This window comes from Alloyangia pacifica (genome assembly GCF_003111685.1).
Lineage (GTDB): Bacteria > Pseudomonadota > Alphaproteobacteria > Rhodobacterales > Rhodobacteraceae > Salipiger > Salipiger pacificus_A.
The window spans coordinates 1,242,263-1,258,853 of the sequence record NZ_CP022189.1 but is presented as its reverse complement, the minus strand read 5'-3'; the positions used below and the strand labels follow the sequence as shown (position 1 = coordinate 1,258,853).

Here is a 16,591-nt window from a genome sequence, read left to right as displayed (position 1 = left end):
GGCGCAAAAACCGGCAGTCCGGCCCGAGATTGCACGTCTCGGGGCGCGCCGTGGCCGGTCTCCCGGCCCCGCAGGCCGGCTCAGACGCTGCTGCCGGTCTTCTTGGCCTCGGCCTCTGCCTCGGTCTTGCTCCAGTCGCGTTTGACGCCGAGCCAGAGCAGCACGGTCGAGGCGACGAAGACCGAGGAGTAAGTCCCCACGAAGACGCCCCAGATCATCGCGAAGACGAATCCGCGGATAACGTCCCCCCCCAGCGCGAAGAGCGCGAAGAGCGCCAGCAGCGTGGTGAAGGAGGTCATGAAGGTCCGGCTGAGAGTCTCGTTAATCGAGAGGTTCAGCACCTCCTTGAGCTCGGTTTTCTTGTACTTGATGAGGTTCTCGCGGACACGGTCGAAGACCACGACGGTGTCGTTGAGCGAATAGCCGACGATGGTCAGCAGCGCCGCGATGGTGGTCAGGTCGAACTTCATCTGAAGCTCGGAGAAGACGCCGATCGTCAGCACCACGTCGTGCACCAGCGCCAGCACCGCGCCGAGCGCGAACTGCCATTCGAAGCGCAGCCAGATGTAGATCAGCACCGCGCCGATGGCCAGAACCACCGCCTCGACCGCGGTCCAGATCAACTCGCCCGACACCTTGGGGCCGACGGATTCCACCGAGACGAACTCGATGTCCGGTGCAACGCCCTGCAGCGCCGCCTCGACCTGAGCGATGGTCTCGGGGGTGACGGCCTCTTCCTCGTCCTGCGCCTGGATGCGGACCATGGCGACGTTCTGATCCGGTCCGAAGGACGGGTCGAATACCTCGGAGATCACCACGTCGCCCAGCCCCAGCGCGCCGAGCGCGTCGCGGTAGGCGCCAACGTCCACCACCTCGGCGCTCTGCGTGCGGATGGTGGTGCCGCCGCGGAAGTCGATGCCGTAGTTCAGGCCGCGCACGCCGAAGCTGACCAGCGCCAGCACGATCATCAGGCCGGAGATGCCGAACCACAGCTTCCAGCGCTTGAAGAAGTCGAAGCTCGTATTGTCGGGAATGACACGAAGACGCATGGCTCAGACCTCGATGGTTTTGGGACGGCGGCGTTCGAACCACATCGAGATCAGCAGCCGGGTGACATAGATCGCGGTGAAGACCGAGGTGACGATGCCGAGGCCGAGGGTGATGGCGAAACCGCGCACCGGACCCGAGCCCATGACATAGAGGATGATCGCCGTGATGATGGTGGTGATGTTGGCGTCGACGATGGCCGACAGCGCCTTTTCATAGCCAAGCTCGATGGCCCGGGCCGGACCGCGCGCGGTCTTCAGTTCCTCGCGGATACGCTCGAAGATCAGCACGTTGGCGTCCACCGCCATACCGACGGTCAGCACGATGCCGGCGATGCCGGGCAGCGTCAGCGTCGCGCCGATCATCGACAGCAGGCCGAAGATCAGCCCGACGTTCACGATGAGCGCGATATTTGCGAAGATGCCGAAGAGCCCGTAGCTCGCCCACATGAAGCCGAGCACCGCGACGAAGGCCACGCCTGTCGCCAGCTTGCCCGCTTCGATGCTGTCCTGCCCCAGTTCCGGACCGATGGTCCGCTCCTCGAGGAAGTCGAGCCCGGCGGGCAGCGCCCCGGCGCGCAGCAGCACGGCGAGGTTTGTGGATTCCTCAACCGAGAACTGGCCGGTGATGATGCCCGAGCCGCCGGGGATGTGGCTCTGGATCACCGGGGCCGAGATCACCTCGTCGTCGAGAACGATGGCGAAGGGCGAGCCGATGTTGGCGGCGGTGTAATCGCCGAACTTGCGCGCGCCGCTCGGGTTGAAGCGGAAGGTCACCGCCGGCCGGCCGTTCTGGTCGAAGCTCGGCTGGCTGTCGGTCAGCTCCTCGCCGGTGACGACGGGCGCCTGCTCGAGCACGTAGTAGACCCCCTCCTCGTTCATCGCGGGCAAGAGCTCGTTGCCCACGCCGGGGGTGGTGTCGGCGTTGGTGGTGCGGCTGACGACCGGCTGGAAGGTCAGCTGGGCGGTGGTGCCGATGATGTCCTTGAGCTCGGCGGCCGAGCCGATTCCCGGCACCTGGATCAGGATGCGGTCGCTGCCCTGCCGCTGGATCGTCGGCTCGCGGGTGCCAACCTCATCGATCCGGCGGCGGATGATTTCCAGCGACTGCTGCATGGTGCGCTCGTCGGTGGCCTGTTTCTCGGCCTCCGAAAGGGTCACGACGATCTCGTCGCCCTGCCCGCTGACCTCGAGGTCGTTGGAGCCGGCGCCAGTGAGCGAGGTCACCGGACGCGCGAGACCGCGCACCAGCTCCAGCGCGCGGGCCATGCCGTCGGGGTTGGAGATGCGCACGCGCAGCTCGCCGGCCGGTGAGGGCTGCAGGCGGATGGTGCCGACCCTATCGCGCTCGGGGCGCAGGATGTCGCGCACGTCGGGCCAGAGCGCCTCGAGCCGCGAGGCGTAGACGTCGGCAACCTTTACCTCAGCGAGCAGATGGGCCCCGCCGCGGAGGTCGAGGCCGAGGTTGACCAACCCGGAGGGCAGCCAGCTTGGCCAGCTCGCGGCGGCCGCCTCGCGCTCGGGCGTGGCACCCGACTTTTCGATGGCGGCAACCGCGTCATTGTGGGATTCTACCCTGTTGTAGAACAGGTTAGGGCTGGCCAAGGCCAGCCCTACGATCACGAGCGCCCAGATGGTCAGGCGTTTCCAAAGATCGATCTGAAGCATTGTCTGGGGCGCTTTCGCGTTGGAATCAGGACTCGGCGGGCTCGGTCTTCGACAGGACCTGAGCAACTGTGCTCTGGATCACGCGGACCTTGACGCCCTCGGCGATCTCGACCTCGACCTCGCCGCCTTCCTTGACCTTCACCACCTTGCCGATGAGGCCGCCTTGGGTGACAATCTGATCGCCGCGACGCAGGGCGCTGACCATCTTCTGGTGCTCTTTCACTTTCTTCTGCTGCGGACGGATCAGCAGGAAATACATGATGCCGAAGATCAGGATCAGGGGGACGAACTGGGCGACTGCGCTGCCATCCATGGGCGGGCTCCTCTTGGTGTTATATGGGGGACACCCCCCGCAAAATTTGGCCGGAACCTATGTGCGATCCTCCGCCGATGCAAGGCGCGATGGGACGGGGCGCACCGCATGCGCGGGCGATGCGCGCGCCATGCACACACGTGTGCGTGATGGACGTGTTCCCGTCGGACCTCTACCTTCCGCTGCGCCGCCAGCGGAAGACGCCCATGCTCCGATGACACGATCCCGCAAAGCGCGGCTCCCGCGCCTCCTTACCGCCCTTCTCTTCCTCGCCCTTCTCTTCCTCGCCCGTCTCTTCCTCGCCCTGCCAGCCGCAGCGCAGGCCCCCCTGCCGCTGCCGCCCGAAGACCACGCCGGGTGGCAGGCGATCGGCCGGGTCAACACCCACGGCTACAACCGGCGCGGCATGTGTTCGGGCACGCTTGTCGCGCCTGCCCTCGTGCTTACCGCGGCGCATTGCGTGGCCGGCCCCGAGGGCGACCCGGTGGACCCCGCACGGCTGCATTTTGTCGCCGGGTGGCTGGACGGCGCCTACGCCGATCACGCGCAGGTGGCCTCCTACGAGGCGCACCCCGAGGCCTACAGGGGCCACCGGCTCGACATCGAGCACGACCTTGCCGTGCTCACCCTCGCCCGCCCGCTGACGGTGGCCCCGCTGACGCTCGGCAGCACATCCGCCCCACCCTTCGCGCTTCTCGGCTACCATGACACGCAGCCCAACCGGCTCTCGGCGCGCTTTGATTGCGACGGGGCGCGCGAGCATGCCCTGCTGCGCCTCGGCTGCCCGGTGCGGCCCGGCAATTCCGGTGGGCCGGTGCTGGCGCGCGAGCCCGGTGCTCCCGATGCCCCATGGCGCGTCATTGGCGTTGTCAGCGCCACCAACGCGCGCAGCACGCTCGCCGTGCCGGTGGATGACTGGCTCCGGTCGCGTCTTACGCGCGGCTCCCCCTACACTCCCTGAGCTTTTCAGGGCATAACCCGCGCGAGTCGCACATAAAGAGGACGAGACCGATGCACGACATCCGCGCCATTCGCGAAAACCCCGCCGCCTTCGATGCGGCGCTCTCGCGCCGGGGTGTGGAGAATGCCTCGGCCCCCGTGCTGGCGCTGGACGAAGAGCGCCGCGCCGCGATCCATGCCGCCGAGACCGCGCAGGCCGCGCAGAACGCCGCCTCCAAGGACGTCGGCAAGGCAAAGGCCAGCGGCGACGAGGCCGAATTCGAGCGCCTGCGCGCGCTGGTCGCCGAGAAGAAGGCCGAAGTCGCCCAGATGCAGGGCCGGGCCAAGGAGCTCGACGCGCAGCTGACCGACATGCTGATGGGCATCCCCAACCTGCCCTATGACGACACGCCCGACGGCGCCGACGAGGACGACAACGTCGAGATCCGCCGCTGGGGCACGCCGAAGAGCTTCGACTTCACCCCCAAGGAGCACTACGAACTGCCCTCGGTGGTCCCCGGCATGGACTTCGAGACCGCGGCCAAGCTCTCCGGCTCGCGCTTCGTGCTGCTCTCGGGCGCCGTGGCCCGCGTGCACCGTGCGCTGGCGCAGTTCATGCTCGACACCCACGTCGAGGAGAACGGCCTGTCGGAAACCTGGACCCCGGTGCTGGTGCTCGACGAGATGATGTACGGCACCGGCCAGCTGCCGAAGTTCGGCGAGGACAGCTACCAGACCCGCGAGGGCTGGTGGCTGGTGCCCACCGCCGAGGTGACGCTGACCAATATAGTCAACGGCGCGACGGTCGAGGAAGGCTACCTGCCCCGCCGCTACGTGGCGCACACGCAATGTTTCCGCTCCGAGGCGGGCTCGGCCGGCCGGGACACCGCGGGCATGCTGCGCCAGCATCAGTTCGAGAAGGTCGAGATGGTCTCGATCACCCATCCCGAGAAAAGCCGCGACGAGCACGACCGGATGACGAAATGCGCCGAGGGCATTCTCGAGAAACTCGGCCTGCCCTATCGCACCGTGGTTCTGTGCACCGGCGACATGGGCTTCGGCGCGCGCCGCACGCATGACATCGAGGTCTGGCTGCCCGGCCAGAATCAGTACCGCGAGATCAGCTCGGTCTCGGTCTGCGGCGATTTTCAGGCGCGTCGGATGAACGCCCGCTTCAAGCCCGAAGGGGGTGGCAAGCCGGAGTTCCTGCACACGCTGAACGGCTCGGGGCTGGCCGTCGGGCGCTGCCTGATCGCGGTGCTGGAGAACGGCCAGCAGGCGGACGGCTCGGTCGATCTGCCCGAGGCGCTGCATCCGTGGCTGCGCGGCAAGACCCGCATCGCCGCCGACGGCACGCTGGTCTGAGGGGGCGGGAACCAAGATGATCTGGGTCCGGCCGCTCTTGCTGTTTCTCGCGGCGATCGCCTTCGCGGCCTCGCCGCTGGTGTTCCCCGGGTTCACCGGATTCGCGCCGGACGCCTTTCCGGTCCCGCAGGTCGACCCGCCGGTGCAGCCCGCGGGCTACGCTTTCGCGATCTGGGGCCTGATCTATCTGTGGCTCATCGCCGGCACCGGATTCGGCCTCTTTCGCCGCTCGGACGATTACGACTGGATGGACCATCGCGACCCGCTGCTGATCAGCCTTGCGGTGGGCATCTTCTGGCTTCCGGTGGCGCAGGTTTCTCCGATCGCTGCCACCGCGATGATCTGGGTCATGCTGGTGACCGCCCTTCTGGCGCTCTTCCGCGCCGGCGACATGGACCGCTGGTGGCAGATCGCACCCATCGCGATCTACGCGGGCTGGCTGACGGCGGCCTCCTGCGTCTCCGTGGGGCTCTTGCTGGCAGGCTACGGGCTGCTGCCCGAGACCCCTGCGGCGCTGCTGGCGCTGACCCTGGCGCTGGCGATCTCGGTCATCGCGCAATACCGGCTGCACCGCGCGCCGCTTTACGGGATTACGGTGATCTGGGCGCTCATCGCGGTGATCGTCGCCAACGCTAGCCCGCTCAACTTCGCGGTAGCCGCGCTCGCTGCGGCGGGCATCTTCGCGATCCTCGCGCTGCGCGGCACCGACACGGAGTAGGCGGCTCTTCGCCATCCAAAAGCGATCACCTCCGCGGAGCGACCCGCGGAGGTGACGGAGGATGTCGAAAGATCGACCCGTAGATCATCCAGAGCCGCAACGATCAGGAGTATCGAAATCTCCCCCCCAATCGGCCATGGCCTCCCCTTCGGCGAGGGCTGCTGTCAGTCGGTCGGGATCATGACCACTGTGGTGCGGATCTCGTAGGGCAGGATTACAATCTCATGCACTTCGGGATCGTCGCCCGAAACCGAGATCTGCGTTGCCGCTTCGCAGATATTCGCCTCTGCCTCGGTTGCGGACCCCGCCTTTTCTTCGGCCGCGGCGACGATTTCCTCTTCGACCGCGATGATGAAACCCTGGCATTTCACCTGCTTGACGTTGGCGAAAGCCGCAGTCGAGGACAGGGCGACCACGGCTGCGATGGCGGAAAGATGAGTCAATTTCATGTCAAATACTCCAAATCAAAGTGAATCGAACTTTACCTAGCGTCACTTATCCTTGCAACCTTATGTTGAAGCTCAGGTACCGAAGATAAACCAAGCCGCGGGCGCGCAATCTTCGCGGGAAATCTTCTCGTAAAGGGTGAACATCTCGGGATTGCCACCGGCAATGCCGGGCGTCCCGCCCAAACGCAAAAGCGCCGGAGCATCTGCTCCGGCGCTTGCCCGCGTCACGGGGTCGGCTCAACCCTTCTGCTTGGGAAGCTTGCCGAGGTGCTTCTTGAGCGCGCCGGCGTTCTTCTCGCGGCGGCCCTTGTAGGGGTTCTTGTCGCCCTGCCCGCGCAGCGTCAGGCGGATCGGCGTGCCCGGCATGTCGAAGGCCTCGCGCAGGCCGTTGACCAGGTAGCGCGTGTAGCTGTCGGGCATGTCCTGCGGCCGCGAGCACATCACCACGAAGCCCGGCGGCCGGGTCTTGGCCTGGGTCATGTAGCGCAGCTTGATACGGCGGCCCTGCGGTGCGGGCGGCGGGTGGCTCGACACCATGCCCTCGAGCCAGCGGTTGAGCTGGCCGGTCGAAACCCGCCGGTTCCAAGTGGTCCAGGCCTTCATGATCGCCGCGTTGAGACGGTCGAGCCCGCGCCCGGTCTTGGCCGAGACGGTGACCAGCGGCGCGCCGCGCAGCTGCGGCAGCAGCCGGTCGAAGGCCTCCTTGAGGTCGCGCAGCTTCTCCTGCTTGTGCTCTTCGACGTCCCACTTGTTGACCGCGACCACCACCGCCCGGCCTTCACGCTCGGCAAGGTCCGCGATGCGCAGGTCCTGCTGCTCGAAGGGGATGGCGGCATCGAGCAGCACCACCACGACCTCGGCGAACTTGACCGCGCGCAGACCGTCCGAGACCGAGAGCTTCTCGAGCTTTTCCTGCACCTTGGCACGCTTGCGCATGCCAGCGGTGTCGAAGATCCGCATCGGCACGCCTTCCCAGTCCAGCCGGACCGAGATGGCGTCGCGGGTGATCCCCGCCTCGGGGCCGGTCAGCAGCCGGTCCTCGCCGAGGATCTTGTTGATCAGCGTCGACTTGCCAGCGTTCGGGCGGCCGACCACGGCGATCTGCATCGGCTTGCCCGCGGTCGGCATGACCAGCTTGGCCACACCGTCCTCATCGTCGCCCAGCTCGTCCTCGTCGAGCTCCAGCTCGGTCTCGGGTGCCTCCTCGGCAGCCCGCTCGGCAAAGGCATCGGCAAGCGGCATCAGCGCGCTGTAGAGCTCGGGCAGACCCTCGCCATGCTCGGCCGAGAGCCGGATCGGCTCGCCGAGGCCAAGGCTGTAGGCCTCGATCACACCGGCGTCGGCGGCCGAGCCCTCGCCCTTGTTGGCGGCAAGGATCACATGCGCCGAGCGCTTGCGCAGGATCTCGGCGAAGACCTCGTCGGTCGGGGTCACGCCGACGCGCGCATCGATCATGAAGAGGCAGATGTCGGCCATGTCCACCGCGCGCTCGGTGAGCTTGCGCATGCGGCCCTGCAGCGACTCGTCGGTGGCCTCCTCGAGACCCGCCGTATCGATGACGGTGAAGCGCAGGTCGCCGAGCTTGCCCTCGCCCTCGCGCAGGTCGCGGGTGACGCCGGGCTGGTCGTCGACCAGCGCGAGCCGCTTGCCGACCAGGCGGTTGAACAGGGTGGACTTGCCAACGTTGGGGCGGCCGACGATGGCGAGGGAGAATGTCATGGCACGCACCTCTTGCGGATTCAAACCCCGCCTTTAGCGCAAAGCTCGGGCGGGAGAAAGGGATCTCGAACGTAGCGCCGCTTATGGGCGCTGCCGGGACAATCGGTCCCTGAAGAGAGGACAGCCCGCCCCGGCCCCGCGCCCCTTGCAAAATACGCCTGCCCAGACGCAAACGCCCGCGCCGCCGGTCGGGCAGCGCGGGCGCGTCTCGGGTGCGGCGCGGCTTACGTCAGATCGCCGGGCAGCAGCGCGTCGGGCAGGTTCTGGTAGCTCACCGGGCGCAGGAAGCGGCGGATCGAGAGCGTGCCCACCGAGGTGGCGCCGAAGTTGGTCGAGGCCGGGTAAGGCCCGCCGTGGACCATCGCGTCGCAGACCTCGACGCCCGTGGGGAACCCGTTGACCAGCAGCCGGCCGGCCTTGCGCTCGAGCACCGGCATCAGCCGCTGCGCCAGCGCCGTGTCGCCCTCGTCCATGTGGATCGTCGCGGTCAGCTGGCCCTCGAAGCCGCGGGCGAGCGCCTCCATCTCGTCGGCGCCCGAGACCCGCACCACGAGGCCGAGCGGGCCGAAGACCTCTTCGCCAAGCGCATGATCCTGCAGGTAATTCTCGGCGTCGGTCTCGAAGAGGTTGGGCAGCGCGCTGCGCCCCTCGCTGTCGCTGGTCAGCACCGGTTTCACCGCATTGCGACCGTCAAAGCGGGATTTACCATCCTTATACGCCTGCGCGATACCCTCGGTGAGCATGCATTGGGCGGACGCGCCCTTCAGCGCCTCGGCGGCAGCGGCGACAAAGGCGTCGCCCTCGGGGCCCGTCTCCACCACGGCGATTCCGGGGTTGGTGCAGAACTGGCCGGCGCCCATCGTCAGGGAGCCCGCCCAGCCGGTGCCGAGCTCGGCACCGCGCGCTTTCACGGCCTCGGGAAGGAGGAACATCGGGTTGACCGAGCCCAGCTCGCCGAAGAAGGGGATCGGCACCTCGCGCTGTGCGCAGAGGTCAAACAGGGCGCGGCCGCCGCCAAGCGAGCCGGTGAAGCCCACGGCGTTGATCAGCGGGTGCTGCACCAGCGCCTGGCCGACGTCGCGCTTGCCGCCCTGAACCAGCGAGAAGACGCCCTTGGGCATGCCGGTCTTATCAATGGCGGCGAGGATCGCCTCGGCGACGATCTCGCCGGTGCCGGGGTGCGCGCCGTGCCCCTTGACCACCACCGGGCAGCCGGCGGCCAGCGCCGCGGCGGTATCGCCGCCGGCGGTGGAGAAGGCGAGCGGGAAGTTCGAGGCGCCAAAGACCGCGACCGGCCCGATCGGGCGCATCACCATCTTGATGTCGGGGCGCGGCAGCGGCTGGCGGTCGGGCAGCGCCTCGTCGTGGCGGCGGTCGAGGTAGTCACCCTTGAGGATGTGGCTGGCGAAGAGCCGCAGCTGACCGGTGGTGCGGCCACGCTCGCCCTGCAGGCGCGCCTCGGGCAGGCCGGTTTCCTGCGTGCCGATCTCGGTGATCGCCTCGGCGCGGGCCTCGATCTCGTCGGCGATGGCGTTCAGGAACTCGGCGCGCGCCTCGCGGGTGGTGTAGCCATAGGTCCAGAAGGCCTCTTCGGCGGCCTTGCAGGCCTGATCGACCAGCGCAGGCGTGCCGACCGAGAAGTCGTGGCTCGGGCCATGCGCCGGCTCGGAGGTGAAGCTGGTCTCGCCAGCCACCCAGGTGCCTGCGATCAGGTGTTTGCCGTGCGGGGTGAAGACGGATTTGTCGAGCATCGGAATGTCCTTTGTGCTGTCGTCGCCCGGGAGGGGCTCGGCGTGGATTCTCAGATGGTATACCAGTCTCGGTGCGATGGACGTCAAGGGCGGTTTCCCGCAACCGCCCGGGAAACGGTCTTCTCGCCGACTTTCTTCCATGCGCGACCTCGTCGCGCTCTCGAACAGGCTCCCCGGCCCCCGGGCTGCTTTGCGCTCCGGCGGCTGCGGCGAGTTGGCAAACGGAGGGCTCCCCTGCGTGGCCGGGTCCCGATCCGCTGGCATCAAGGCACCCCCTTGCGCGCCAGTCACGGCTCTCAGAAGCAAGCAGCGCGGCTCCCGGGGGAAGCCGCGCTGGTCTTTGCTGGCACGGGTCGTTGTCCAAAAGGGGTGTGCCCGCAAGGCGGGGTCCCCGACGTGTTCGTTCAGACAGATCGTCCCCGGCCTTGGCCGAAACTGGTCGCTCGGGCTAGCGCGGGTTCCTGTCTTCCCCCGTTGTGTCTGTAACGGCGAGGATCAGGATCGCGATCACGATAAGAGCGGCCAACCCGACGATAAAGATATCGATGGTCATGGCAGCCTCCTTCAGTGCTTGGGATTGGAACGCCGCATCCACCGAGCGGTTCCGGAACGGAATGTCGCAGTTTCGTGTTAAGCTCCCGTAAACGGACGAAAGGCAAGATCATGCTCATCTCGCTCTCGGACCTGCTGACCTGGCGCCTCACCGGTGGTGAGCGGGACTTTGTACTGCAGGACCTGCTCTTCGATCCCGACGGGCGCAAGCTGGCCTGGGCGATCGTCGCACCGGCGGGTTTCACCGCGGCGGAGCGGCTGCTGGTCACCGCCTCCTCGCTCGGCCTGCCCGAGGCCGAGGATCGCAGCCTCCCGCTTTATGTCACCGAGGAGGAACTGCAGCGCGCGCCGCACATGCTGGGCGGGCGCGAGGAGATGTTGGCGCTGATGGCGACCATGCCGCCGATGGTGGTCGGACCTTTCGGCTCGCCCTATGCGCCGCTGCATCTGGACGCGCAAGAGGCGCAGACCGATCCGCGCTGGCAGGCAGCGCTGGAGCGCTACGAGAGTCTCGCCGATTGGATCGGGAAGCCGGTCTTTGCCCGTGACGGCGAGGCGGGGCGGGTGAGCGACCTGCTCTATGATGCCGCGCGCGGCCGGCTCAGCCATATCGTGGTCGACAACGGCAAGTTCTTCCATCACGAGCGGCGGGTGGTGCCAATGTTCGAGATGGTCACCCATGCGGATGAGGCCCATGGCGGGCACATCGTTCTGGATCTCTCGCTGGTGCAGGTCGAGACCGCGCCCAAGGTCGCCGACATGGTCGCCGCCTGAGACGCCTGAGATGGACGCCTGAGACGCCTCAGCGGTTCATGAAGCCGGGCAGCGCCGCATCCGCCTCGGCGGCCTCGAGCTGGCAGATGGCGTCGCGACGCGCCCGGGCGGCGGCGACCAGCGCGCGAAACAGGCGCCGGTGCGCGCGGCGGTAGACAAGGTACTCGGGGTGCCACTGCACGCCGAGCGCGAAGGGGTCCGTCAGCCGCTCGACCGCCTGCACCATGCCGCCATCGTCGCGACCGGCCACCCGCAGGCCCTCGCCCAGGCGGTCCACCGCCTGTGAATGCAGAGCATTGACCCTCAGGCAGGCCGAGCGGGCAGTATGCGCGAGCAGCGTGCCCTGCAGAACGTCCACCTTCTTGCGCGGCAGGACGGTCCGGTAGCGGCGCGAGGGATGCACCGCATAGGCGTCGCCGTGCAGCGAGCCGCCAAGCACCACGTTGAGCATCTGCGCGCCGCGGCAGATGCCGAGGATCGGCAGGTTGCGTTCGAAGGCCCCGCGCAGCACGTGCTGCTCGAGCGCGTCGCGGTCCGGGTCGAGCCGGACATCGAGTTGCAGCTCGCCGCCGTAGAGCGTCGGCTCGATGTCGTCGCCGCCGCCGATCACCACGCCGTGCACCGACTCGAGGTCGACCTCGCGGTGGCCGGTCTGCCAGCGCAGCGCCCTGCCCCCGGCGAGCCAGACGGCGAAGGCCATGAAGGGAAATACGCGCCATCCCGAGCGGCGCGAGACCGTGACCCCGATCAGAGGCCGCACAGCCCCGCCCCCTGAAGCATGCGCTCCACCCGGAACGACCAGTCCATGCGGATCGAGGTGATCGACTGGCGGTGGTCGCGCCAGGCCGCGCAGAGCCGTTGCAGCAGATCGGCGTCCCCGGCCACTGTCTCAACCAGCACCCATCGGTTCCACTCCTGCGCCAGCGTCCAGCCGGGCTCGTCGATGCGGCAGTCCGGCAGGCGCCAGTGAAAGGTCGGGCGTGGCGAGACCAGCTCCATGTCTACCGCCTCGGCGACCCGCGGCTCGTCGATCTGCGCGAAAAGGCAGAGCATGTCGAGACCATGGTTCCGCGACGGCGCGACCGCGAGGTAGGTGTCGATCAGCTCGGTCATCGTGGCAGGCGGGGTCTCGGCGGCGAGCCGGTCGACCAGCGCCCGCGGATAGGGCGCGACCCAGGTCATCACCCGACGCGAGAAATCGGTGCCGGCGGCGCGCTTGAGATAGTCCTCGAGCAGCGCATGGGCGGTCACCACCGGCATGATGTCGGCGTACCCCAGCGACACCGCCTCTGGGTTGAAATGTACCCCGAAGGCCGAGAGCACGCCGGTTCCCGTGCCTTCGGCCCCCGCCTTGCGCAGCGCGACAATGGCGCGGTCGAACTCGGCGATCTGCGACACCTCGATCGGGTCGCTCACGATCTCGACCGGCACCACGGCACGGGCGAGATCGCGGATTTGCCCGCCGACCCCGTCATGATCGAGCCGTTCGAGCGGCTGGCTGTCGAGATAGACCTCGAAATCCCCCATGCCGCCGCCGCTCACCGTCCAATGGCCGCGCCTTTCCTCTCGGGTCGAACCGCCGAATTCCTTGGCAAGGATACGGGCCACCTGCGCCTCGGTGAGGCCAGAGAATTCGATTTCGACGCCCACGCGCCGCGGCTTGCCCTCGGCGGTCTTGGGTCGGGGCAGCGGCTGCGGCGTGTCGAGATCAGAAATCCGGGACATTGGGGATCGCCTCTGGGGTTGTCGGGTCGGGAGTGAATTCCACCAGCGCAAAGATGATGTGCACGCGATAATCGCCCGTCTCAGTCCAATCCTGTTCGAGCGTGCCGCCCAGCTGGCTTGAAAAGGCCTGCATGAGCTTGGAGCCGAGCCCGGCGATCTCGCCCGGGTCACGCGGCGCATTGGTCTCGCCAGGCACCTCCCTGCGGGCGGAGTTGATCACCTCGAGTTCGGCCCGGCCGCCGGTCAGCCGCGCCAGGCGGATCGACACGCGGGTCACCCCGTCGGGACCCGGCCCGGCGTATTTCATCGCGTTGGTCATGGCCTCGGCGGTCAGCAGCGACAGCGGCACCGCCTGGTCGGGCACTGCTTCTATGTCGTCGGCGGCGATGGTCAGGTTCACCCTTCGCCCGCTCACCTCGGACATCTGCTCCATCTGCCCGACGAGGTCCTTGAGCAGGTGCCCGGCGTTCACATGGCCCAGGTCCTCGGTCTGGTAGAGGTTTCGGTGGATGGTGGCGAGGCTGCGCACCCGGTCCTGCAGCCGCTGCAGGATGGCGCGGGTCTCGTCGTTGCGGGACTGGCGGATCTGCATGTTCATGATCGAAGAGATGAGCTGCAGATTGTTCTTCACCCGGTGGTGGACCTCCTTGAGCAGGATGGTCTTCTCACGCAGCGCGTTCTCCTGCTGCGCCTCGTCGCGCAGGATCGCATCCGCCATGTCGAGGAAGTCGTCCTCCATGTCCGCAAGCTCGGCGGGCATCGCCTCGTCGCGCACCGCCGGCACCCGGCGCGAGAGCGCAAAGGCGCGCATCCGACGCGACAGGCGCTTGATGTGGCGGATGACCAGCCGGTTGACGGCGAGGAAGGCGACGATCACCGAGGCCGCCCACATCATGAAGGGCAAAGCGGCAGCAACGAAGGCGAGCCCGTTGACACTGATCGCCTGCGCCTCCGCGTTCTCGCGGCTCCAGATGCCGACCGCATGGATCATCCCCGGCACCAGCGGCGCAGCGGCATAGACCCGCGTCTCGCCATCGGCGCTGCGGGCGGCGAAGCTTTGCGATTTGGGACCGACGAGGCTCTTGAGATCGAGATCGGCAGGCAGGATGTTCGCAACCTGGTCGATTTCGCCGCGCGAGGTCAGGATCTCGCCCTGCTCGTTGATGGTGATGAGATCGTGGAAATCGTTGGGTCCGGGCGCGTCATGGCCGCGCGGCAGCAGCACCGAGGGCACCGAGAGCAGCACGTGGCCCGCCAATTCGCCGCCGATGAAATAGGGTTGCGCCACGACGATCACCGAGCGTTCGCTGATCGGCCCGCGGCGATTGAGCCAAGCCGTGGCCCCCGGCTGGTCGACGATGCTGAGCAGCCGCGGGAAATCGCGGGCGTTCATCTCGACCCCGCGCGAGTTGCATGAGACATCGCCGTCCAGGGTCATGATACCCGCAAAGCTGTAGCCCGGCGATGCGCCGAGGTAGCCCGCGAGCTGGTCCGAGCAGCGTTCGGGATCTTCGCGCTTTTGGCCCAGCGTCGCGCCGATCGCCTGCGCCCCACCCTGCGCGCGCAGCACGGTCTCGCGTTCGCCGAGGGCTGCGGCCTCGGTCAGAGCGACCAGGCTGAGCTGGGAGCGCAGGCGGGTTTCTTCGGCAAGCTTGCTGGTCTGGAAATATGCGACCACCCCGATCGGCACGAGCGCCAGCGACAGAAACAGGATGATCCGCGCGGCCAGACCGGTGGGCCTTTGCCGCCAAACGCCCGCGACTGTTTTCATGACACCTCTATCCGATCTGCCCGCCTGCCGGACCGGCAGGATGCGCGCCCTGCCATGTTCCGGGTCATTTCCAACGCCCCGAGGGACGCCCTTCGTCACTTCTTCCCCGCGCCGCCGCCCCCGGCCTCAGCCAAGGGCGCCACTGGGCCGCGCGCCCGACACGACGGCCATGGTCGCCTGGTCGGTCATCTCGAGCTTGTCGTGCTCGTCGAGTTCGAGCAGCTCGGCAAGCCGCGCCCGCGCCCGGTTAACCCGGCTCTTGATCGTCCCGACGGCCACGCCGCAGGTCTCTGCTGCCTCTTCGTAAGAGAACCCCTGCGCGCCGACAAGGATCAGAGCTTCGCGCTGTTCGTCGGTAAGCTGGACAAAGGCCCGGCGGAAGTCGTTCATCTGGAGCCGACCGTCGTGGGCAGGCTTCTCGGACAGGCTCTCGGTGAAGATGCCTTCCGCGTCCGAGACCTCGCGCCCGGCCTTGCGACGGTTCGAATAATAGGTGTTGCGCAGGATGGTGAAGAGCCAGGCGCGCATGTTCGTGCCCTGCTCAAAGGTGTTGATCTTGGTCCACGCCTTGACGAGCGTGTCCTGAACCATGTCGTCTGCCAGCGCGAAATTGCGCGTCAGCGAGAAGGCGAACGCCCGCAGTGCGGGAAGATGGGTGACGATCTCGTCACGAGGATCCGCGCTCATGCACTGGCCCCGCCCGTATCGTCGCCACCGGCGCCGCTCTGGTCATCCTGCGCGCGCAGCTGCGCGATCAGGTCGAGAAACCGATCGGGTACCTGTTCTTCAAGCATGTCTTGGTAGACACGCTTGAGGTTCTCGTCGATCGCCTCTGCCTCTTTTGAATTCCGCCCCGATTGTACCATTGCCGCCGTATGATCCTTGCCTTTGCAGTACGCAATTTCTGCATATATCTTTGCCGTATCAGGGAACCAATGCCGAGGAGCTGCGTTTGGTTCCCGAGAAAAGCGAAAAAAGGACGTATTCATGACACAGGGTGATTTGGGCCAAACCATTGGCGCGGTCCTTCCCTACCTCCGCCGTTACGCGCGCGCGCTCACCGGCAGTCAGACCTCGGGCGACAATTACGCGGCAGCGACCCTTGAAGCGATCCTTGCCGACCGAAGCGGCCTCACCGGCGCATCCTCGCCTAAGGTGGGGCTGTTCCACGTCTTCCACGGCATCTGGGCCAGCACCGGCGCGCCGATCACCGAAGAGGACGAAGGCCCCCGCGCCACCGCGCAGGCGCGGCTGAAGACCCTCACCGCCAACAGCCGCGAGGCGCTGCTTCTGCACACCATCGAAGAGTTCAGTCTCGCTGAAGTCTCCGAGATCATGCAGATCGCCGAGACCGAGGCCAGCGAACTCGTCACCCTCGCCCGCCGCGAGATGGCCGATGCGGTCACTGGACGCGTGCTGATCATCGAGGACGAGGCGATCATCGCCATGGACCTCGAGAGCATTGTCGCCGATCTGGGTCACCGGGTTACCGGCGTCGCCCGCACCCGCGCGGGGGCCGTCGATCTTGCCTCGAAGGAAACACCCGATCTGGTTCTGGCCGACATCCAGCTGGCCGATAACTCCTCGGGCATCGACGCGGTGAACGACATTCTCGGCGCACTCGGCGATCGGCCGGTGATCTTCATCACCGCTTTCCCCGAGCGCCTGCTGACCGGCGAACGCCCCGAACCGGCCTTCCTGATCTCCAAGCCCTACTCCGAGGAGCAGGTGCGCTCGGCCGTGAGCCAGGCAATGTTCTTCTCTTCGACCGAGACCCTGAAGGTCTGACAGTTCACCCGCG

General features: G+C 67.2%; 16 protein-coding genes. 5 read left to right on the top strand and 11 right to left on the bottom strand.

From position 1 onward, the window contains the following. Positions 1–80: 80 nt before the first annotated feature. The 3 genes from secF to yajC are packed head-to-tail and all read right to left on the bottom strand — an operon-like array spanning position 81 to position 3,027. Positions 81–1,049 (bottom strand): protein translocase subunit SecF, encoded by a 969-nt coding sequence (gene secF / locus CEW88_RS06030; protein WP_108965147.1) that lies wholly within the window; start codon positions 1,047–1,049, stop codon positions 81–83. A 3-nt stretch (positions 1,050–1,052) separates the two neighbouring features. After that, the gene (secD, locus tag CEW88_RS06025) at positions 1,053–2,714 is read right to left on the bottom strand and encodes a protein translocase subunit SecD (RefSeq protein WP_108965146.1); all 1,662 of its coding nucleotides are present in this window, start codon (positions 2,712–2,714) and stop codon (positions 1,053–1,055) included. A 25-nt stretch (positions 2,715–2,739) separates the two neighbouring features. Continuing rightward, positions 2,740–3,027 carry a preprotein translocase subunit YajC gene (yajC, locus tag CEW88_RS06020; protein ID WP_092431329.1) on the bottom strand — a complete coding sequence of 96 codons (288 nt, stop codon included), beginning with the start codon at positions 3,025–3,027 and terminating at the stop codon, positions 2,740–2,742. Between the two features lie 214 nt (positions 3,028–3,241). Here yajC and CEW88_RS06015 point away from each other — a divergent pair, with 214 nt between their 5' ends. Genes CEW88_RS06015 through CEW88_RS06005 form a run of 3 tightly spaced genes read left to right on the top strand, consistent with a single transcriptional unit; the run spans position 3,242 to position 6,049 of the window. After that, on the top strand, positions 3,242–3,988 hold the full coding sequence (locus CEW88_RS06015) for a trypsin-like serine peptidase (protein WP_108965145.1): 747 nt from the start codon (positions 3,242–3,244) through the stop codon (positions 3,986–3,988). Positions 3,989–4,038: 50 nt separating this feature from the next. Continuing rightward, a complete protein-coding gene (gene serS / locus CEW88_RS06010) occupies positions 4,039–5,331 on the top strand; it encodes a serine--tRNA ligase (protein ID WP_108965144.1) in 1,293 nt (430 codons plus the stop codon). A gap of 16 nt (positions 5,332–5,347) precedes the next feature. Further along, positions 5,348–6,049 (top strand): hypothetical protein, encoded by a 702-nt coding sequence (locus CEW88_RS06005; RefSeq protein WP_108965143.1) that lies wholly within the window; start codon positions 5,348–5,350, stop codon positions 6,047–6,049. A gap of 164 nt (positions 6,050–6,213) precedes the next feature. Here CEW88_RS06005 and CEW88_RS06000 read toward each other — a convergent pair whose 3' ends face one another. The 3 genes from CEW88_RS06000 to CEW88_RS05990 form a co-directional block, all read right to left on the bottom strand. Next, entirely contained in the window at positions 6,214–6,498 is a 285-nt protein-coding gene (locus tag CEW88_RS06000) for a hypothetical protein (RefSeq protein WP_108965142.1), read from the bottom strand. Between the two features lie 237 nt (positions 6,499–6,735). Beyond that, entirely contained in the window at positions 6,736–8,217 is a 1,482-nt protein-coding gene (der, locus tag CEW88_RS05995; protein WP_108965141.1) for a ribosome biogenesis GTPase Der, read from the bottom strand. A gap of 224 nt (positions 8,218–8,441) precedes the next feature. Beyond that, positions 8,442–9,968, bottom strand: a complete 1,527-nt coding sequence (locus CEW88_RS05990; protein ID WP_108965140.1) for an aldehyde dehydrogenase (NADP(+)) — start codon at positions 9,966–9,968, stop codon at positions 8,442–8,444. Positions 9,969–10,631: 663 nt separating this feature from the next. Here CEW88_RS05990 and CEW88_RS05985 point away from each other — a divergent pair. Continuing rightward, positions 10,632–11,294: a PRC-barrel domain-containing protein gene (locus CEW88_RS05985; protein ID WP_108965139.1), complete on the top strand. Its 663-nt coding sequence runs from the start codon at positions 10,632–10,634 to the stop codon at positions 11,292–11,294. A 28-nt stretch (positions 11,295–11,322) separates the two neighbouring features. Here CEW88_RS05985 and CEW88_RS05980 read toward each other — a convergent pair whose 3' ends face one another. From CEW88_RS05980 to CEW88_RS25185, 5 genes are all read right to left on the bottom strand, one after another. Next, on the bottom strand, positions 11,323–12,054 hold the full coding sequence (locus CEW88_RS05980; RefSeq protein WP_254694451.1) for a gamma-glutamyl-gamma-aminobutyrate hydrolase family protein: 732 nt from the start codon (positions 12,052–12,054) through the stop codon (positions 11,323–11,325). Continuing rightward, on the bottom strand, positions 12,042–13,019 hold the full coding sequence (locus tag CEW88_RS05975; protein WP_108965138.1) for an amidoligase family protein: 978 nt from the start codon (positions 13,017–13,019) through the stop codon (positions 12,042–12,044). Before CEW88_RS05975 ends, CEW88_RS05980 begins: the two co-directional genes overlap by 13 nt. Then, positions 13,003–14,790 carry a sensor histidine kinase gene (locus CEW88_RS05970; RefSeq protein WP_108965137.1) on the bottom strand — a complete coding sequence of 596 codons (1,788 nt, stop codon included), beginning with the start codon at positions 14,788–14,790 and terminating at the stop codon, positions 13,003–13,005. Before CEW88_RS05970 ends, CEW88_RS05975 begins: the two co-directional genes overlap by 17 nt. A 126-nt stretch (positions 14,791–14,916) precedes the next feature. Continuing rightward, positions 14,917–15,477, bottom strand: a complete 561-nt coding sequence (locus CEW88_RS05965; RefSeq protein WP_108965136.1) for an RNA polymerase sigma factor — start codon at positions 15,475–15,477, stop codon at positions 14,917–14,919. Beyond that, entirely contained in the window at positions 15,474–15,779 is a 306-nt protein-coding gene (locus CEW88_RS25185) for a NepR family anti-sigma factor (RefSeq protein WP_368074602.1), read from the bottom strand. The genes CEW88_RS05965 and CEW88_RS25185 overlap by 4 nt, the downstream gene beginning before the upstream one ends. On the opposite strand from CEW88_RS25185, the gene CEW88_RS05955 reads away from it, so the two are divergent. Beyond that, entirely contained in the window at positions 15,778–16,578 is an 801-nt protein-coding gene (locus CEW88_RS05955; RefSeq protein WP_108965134.1) for a response regulator, read from the top strand. The genes CEW88_RS25185 and CEW88_RS05955 overlap by 2 nt on opposite strands. Positions 16,579–16,591: the final 13 nt, after the last annotated feature.

Excerpts from the sequence above, each read along its gene's own strand:
- secF (WP_108965147.1), bottom strand. The coding sequence starts at position 1,049 with ATGCGTCTTCGTGTCATTCCCGACAATACGAGCTTCGACTTCTTCAAG.
- secD (WP_108965146.1), bottom strand. The coding sequence starts at position 2,714 with ATGCTTCAGATCGATCTTTGGAAACGCCTGACCATCTGGGCGCTCGTG.
- yajC (WP_092431329.1), bottom strand. The coding sequence starts at position 3,027 with ATGGATGGCAGCGCAGTCGCCCAGTTCGTCCCCCTGATCCTGATCTTC.
- CEW88_RS06015 (WP_108965145.1), top strand. The coding sequence starts at position 3,242 with ATGACACGATCCCGCAAAGCGCGGCTCCCGCGCCTCCTTACCGCCCTT.
- serS (WP_108965144.1), top strand. The coding sequence starts at position 4,039 with ATGCACGACATCCGCGCCATTCGCGAAAACCCCGCCGCCTTCGATGCG.
- CEW88_RS06005 (WP_108965143.1), top strand. The coding sequence starts at position 5,348 with ATGATCTGGGTCCGGCCGCTCTTGCTGTTTCTCGCGGCGATCGCCTTC.
- CEW88_RS06000 (WP_108965142.1), bottom strand. The coding sequence starts at position 6,498 with ATGAAATTGACTCATCTTTCCGCCATCGCAGCCGTGGTCGCCCTGTCC.
- der (WP_108965141.1), bottom strand. The coding sequence starts at position 8,217 with ATGACATTCTCCCTCGCCATCGTCGGCCGCCCCAACGTTGGCAAGTCC.
- CEW88_RS05990 (WP_108965140.1), bottom strand. The coding sequence starts at position 9,968 with ATGCTCGACAAATCCGTCTTCACCCCGCACGGCAAACACCTGATCGCA.
- CEW88_RS05985 (WP_108965139.1), top strand. The coding sequence starts at position 10,632 with ATGCTCATCTCGCTCTCGGACCTGCTGACCTGGCGCCTCACCGGTGGT.
- CEW88_RS05975 (WP_108965138.1), bottom strand. The coding sequence starts at position 13,019 with ATGTCCCGGATTTCTGATCTCGACACGCCGCAGCCGCTGCCCCGACCC.
- CEW88_RS05970 (WP_108965137.1), bottom strand. The coding sequence starts at position 14,790 with ATGAAAACAGTCGCGGGCGTTTGGCGGCAAAGGCCCACCGGTCTGGCC.
- CEW88_RS05965 (WP_108965136.1), bottom strand. The coding sequence starts at position 15,477 with ATGAGCGCGGATCCTCGTGACGAGATCGTCACCCATCTTCCCGCACTG.
- CEW88_RS05955 (WP_108965134.1), top strand. The coding sequence starts at position 15,778 with ATGACACAGGGTGATTTGGGCCAAACCATTGGCGCGGTCCTTCCCTAC.
- CEW88_RS25185 (WP_368074602.1), bottom strand. The coding sequence starts at position 15,779 with ATGAATACGTCCTTTTTTCGCTTTTCTCGGGAACCAAACGCAGCTCCT.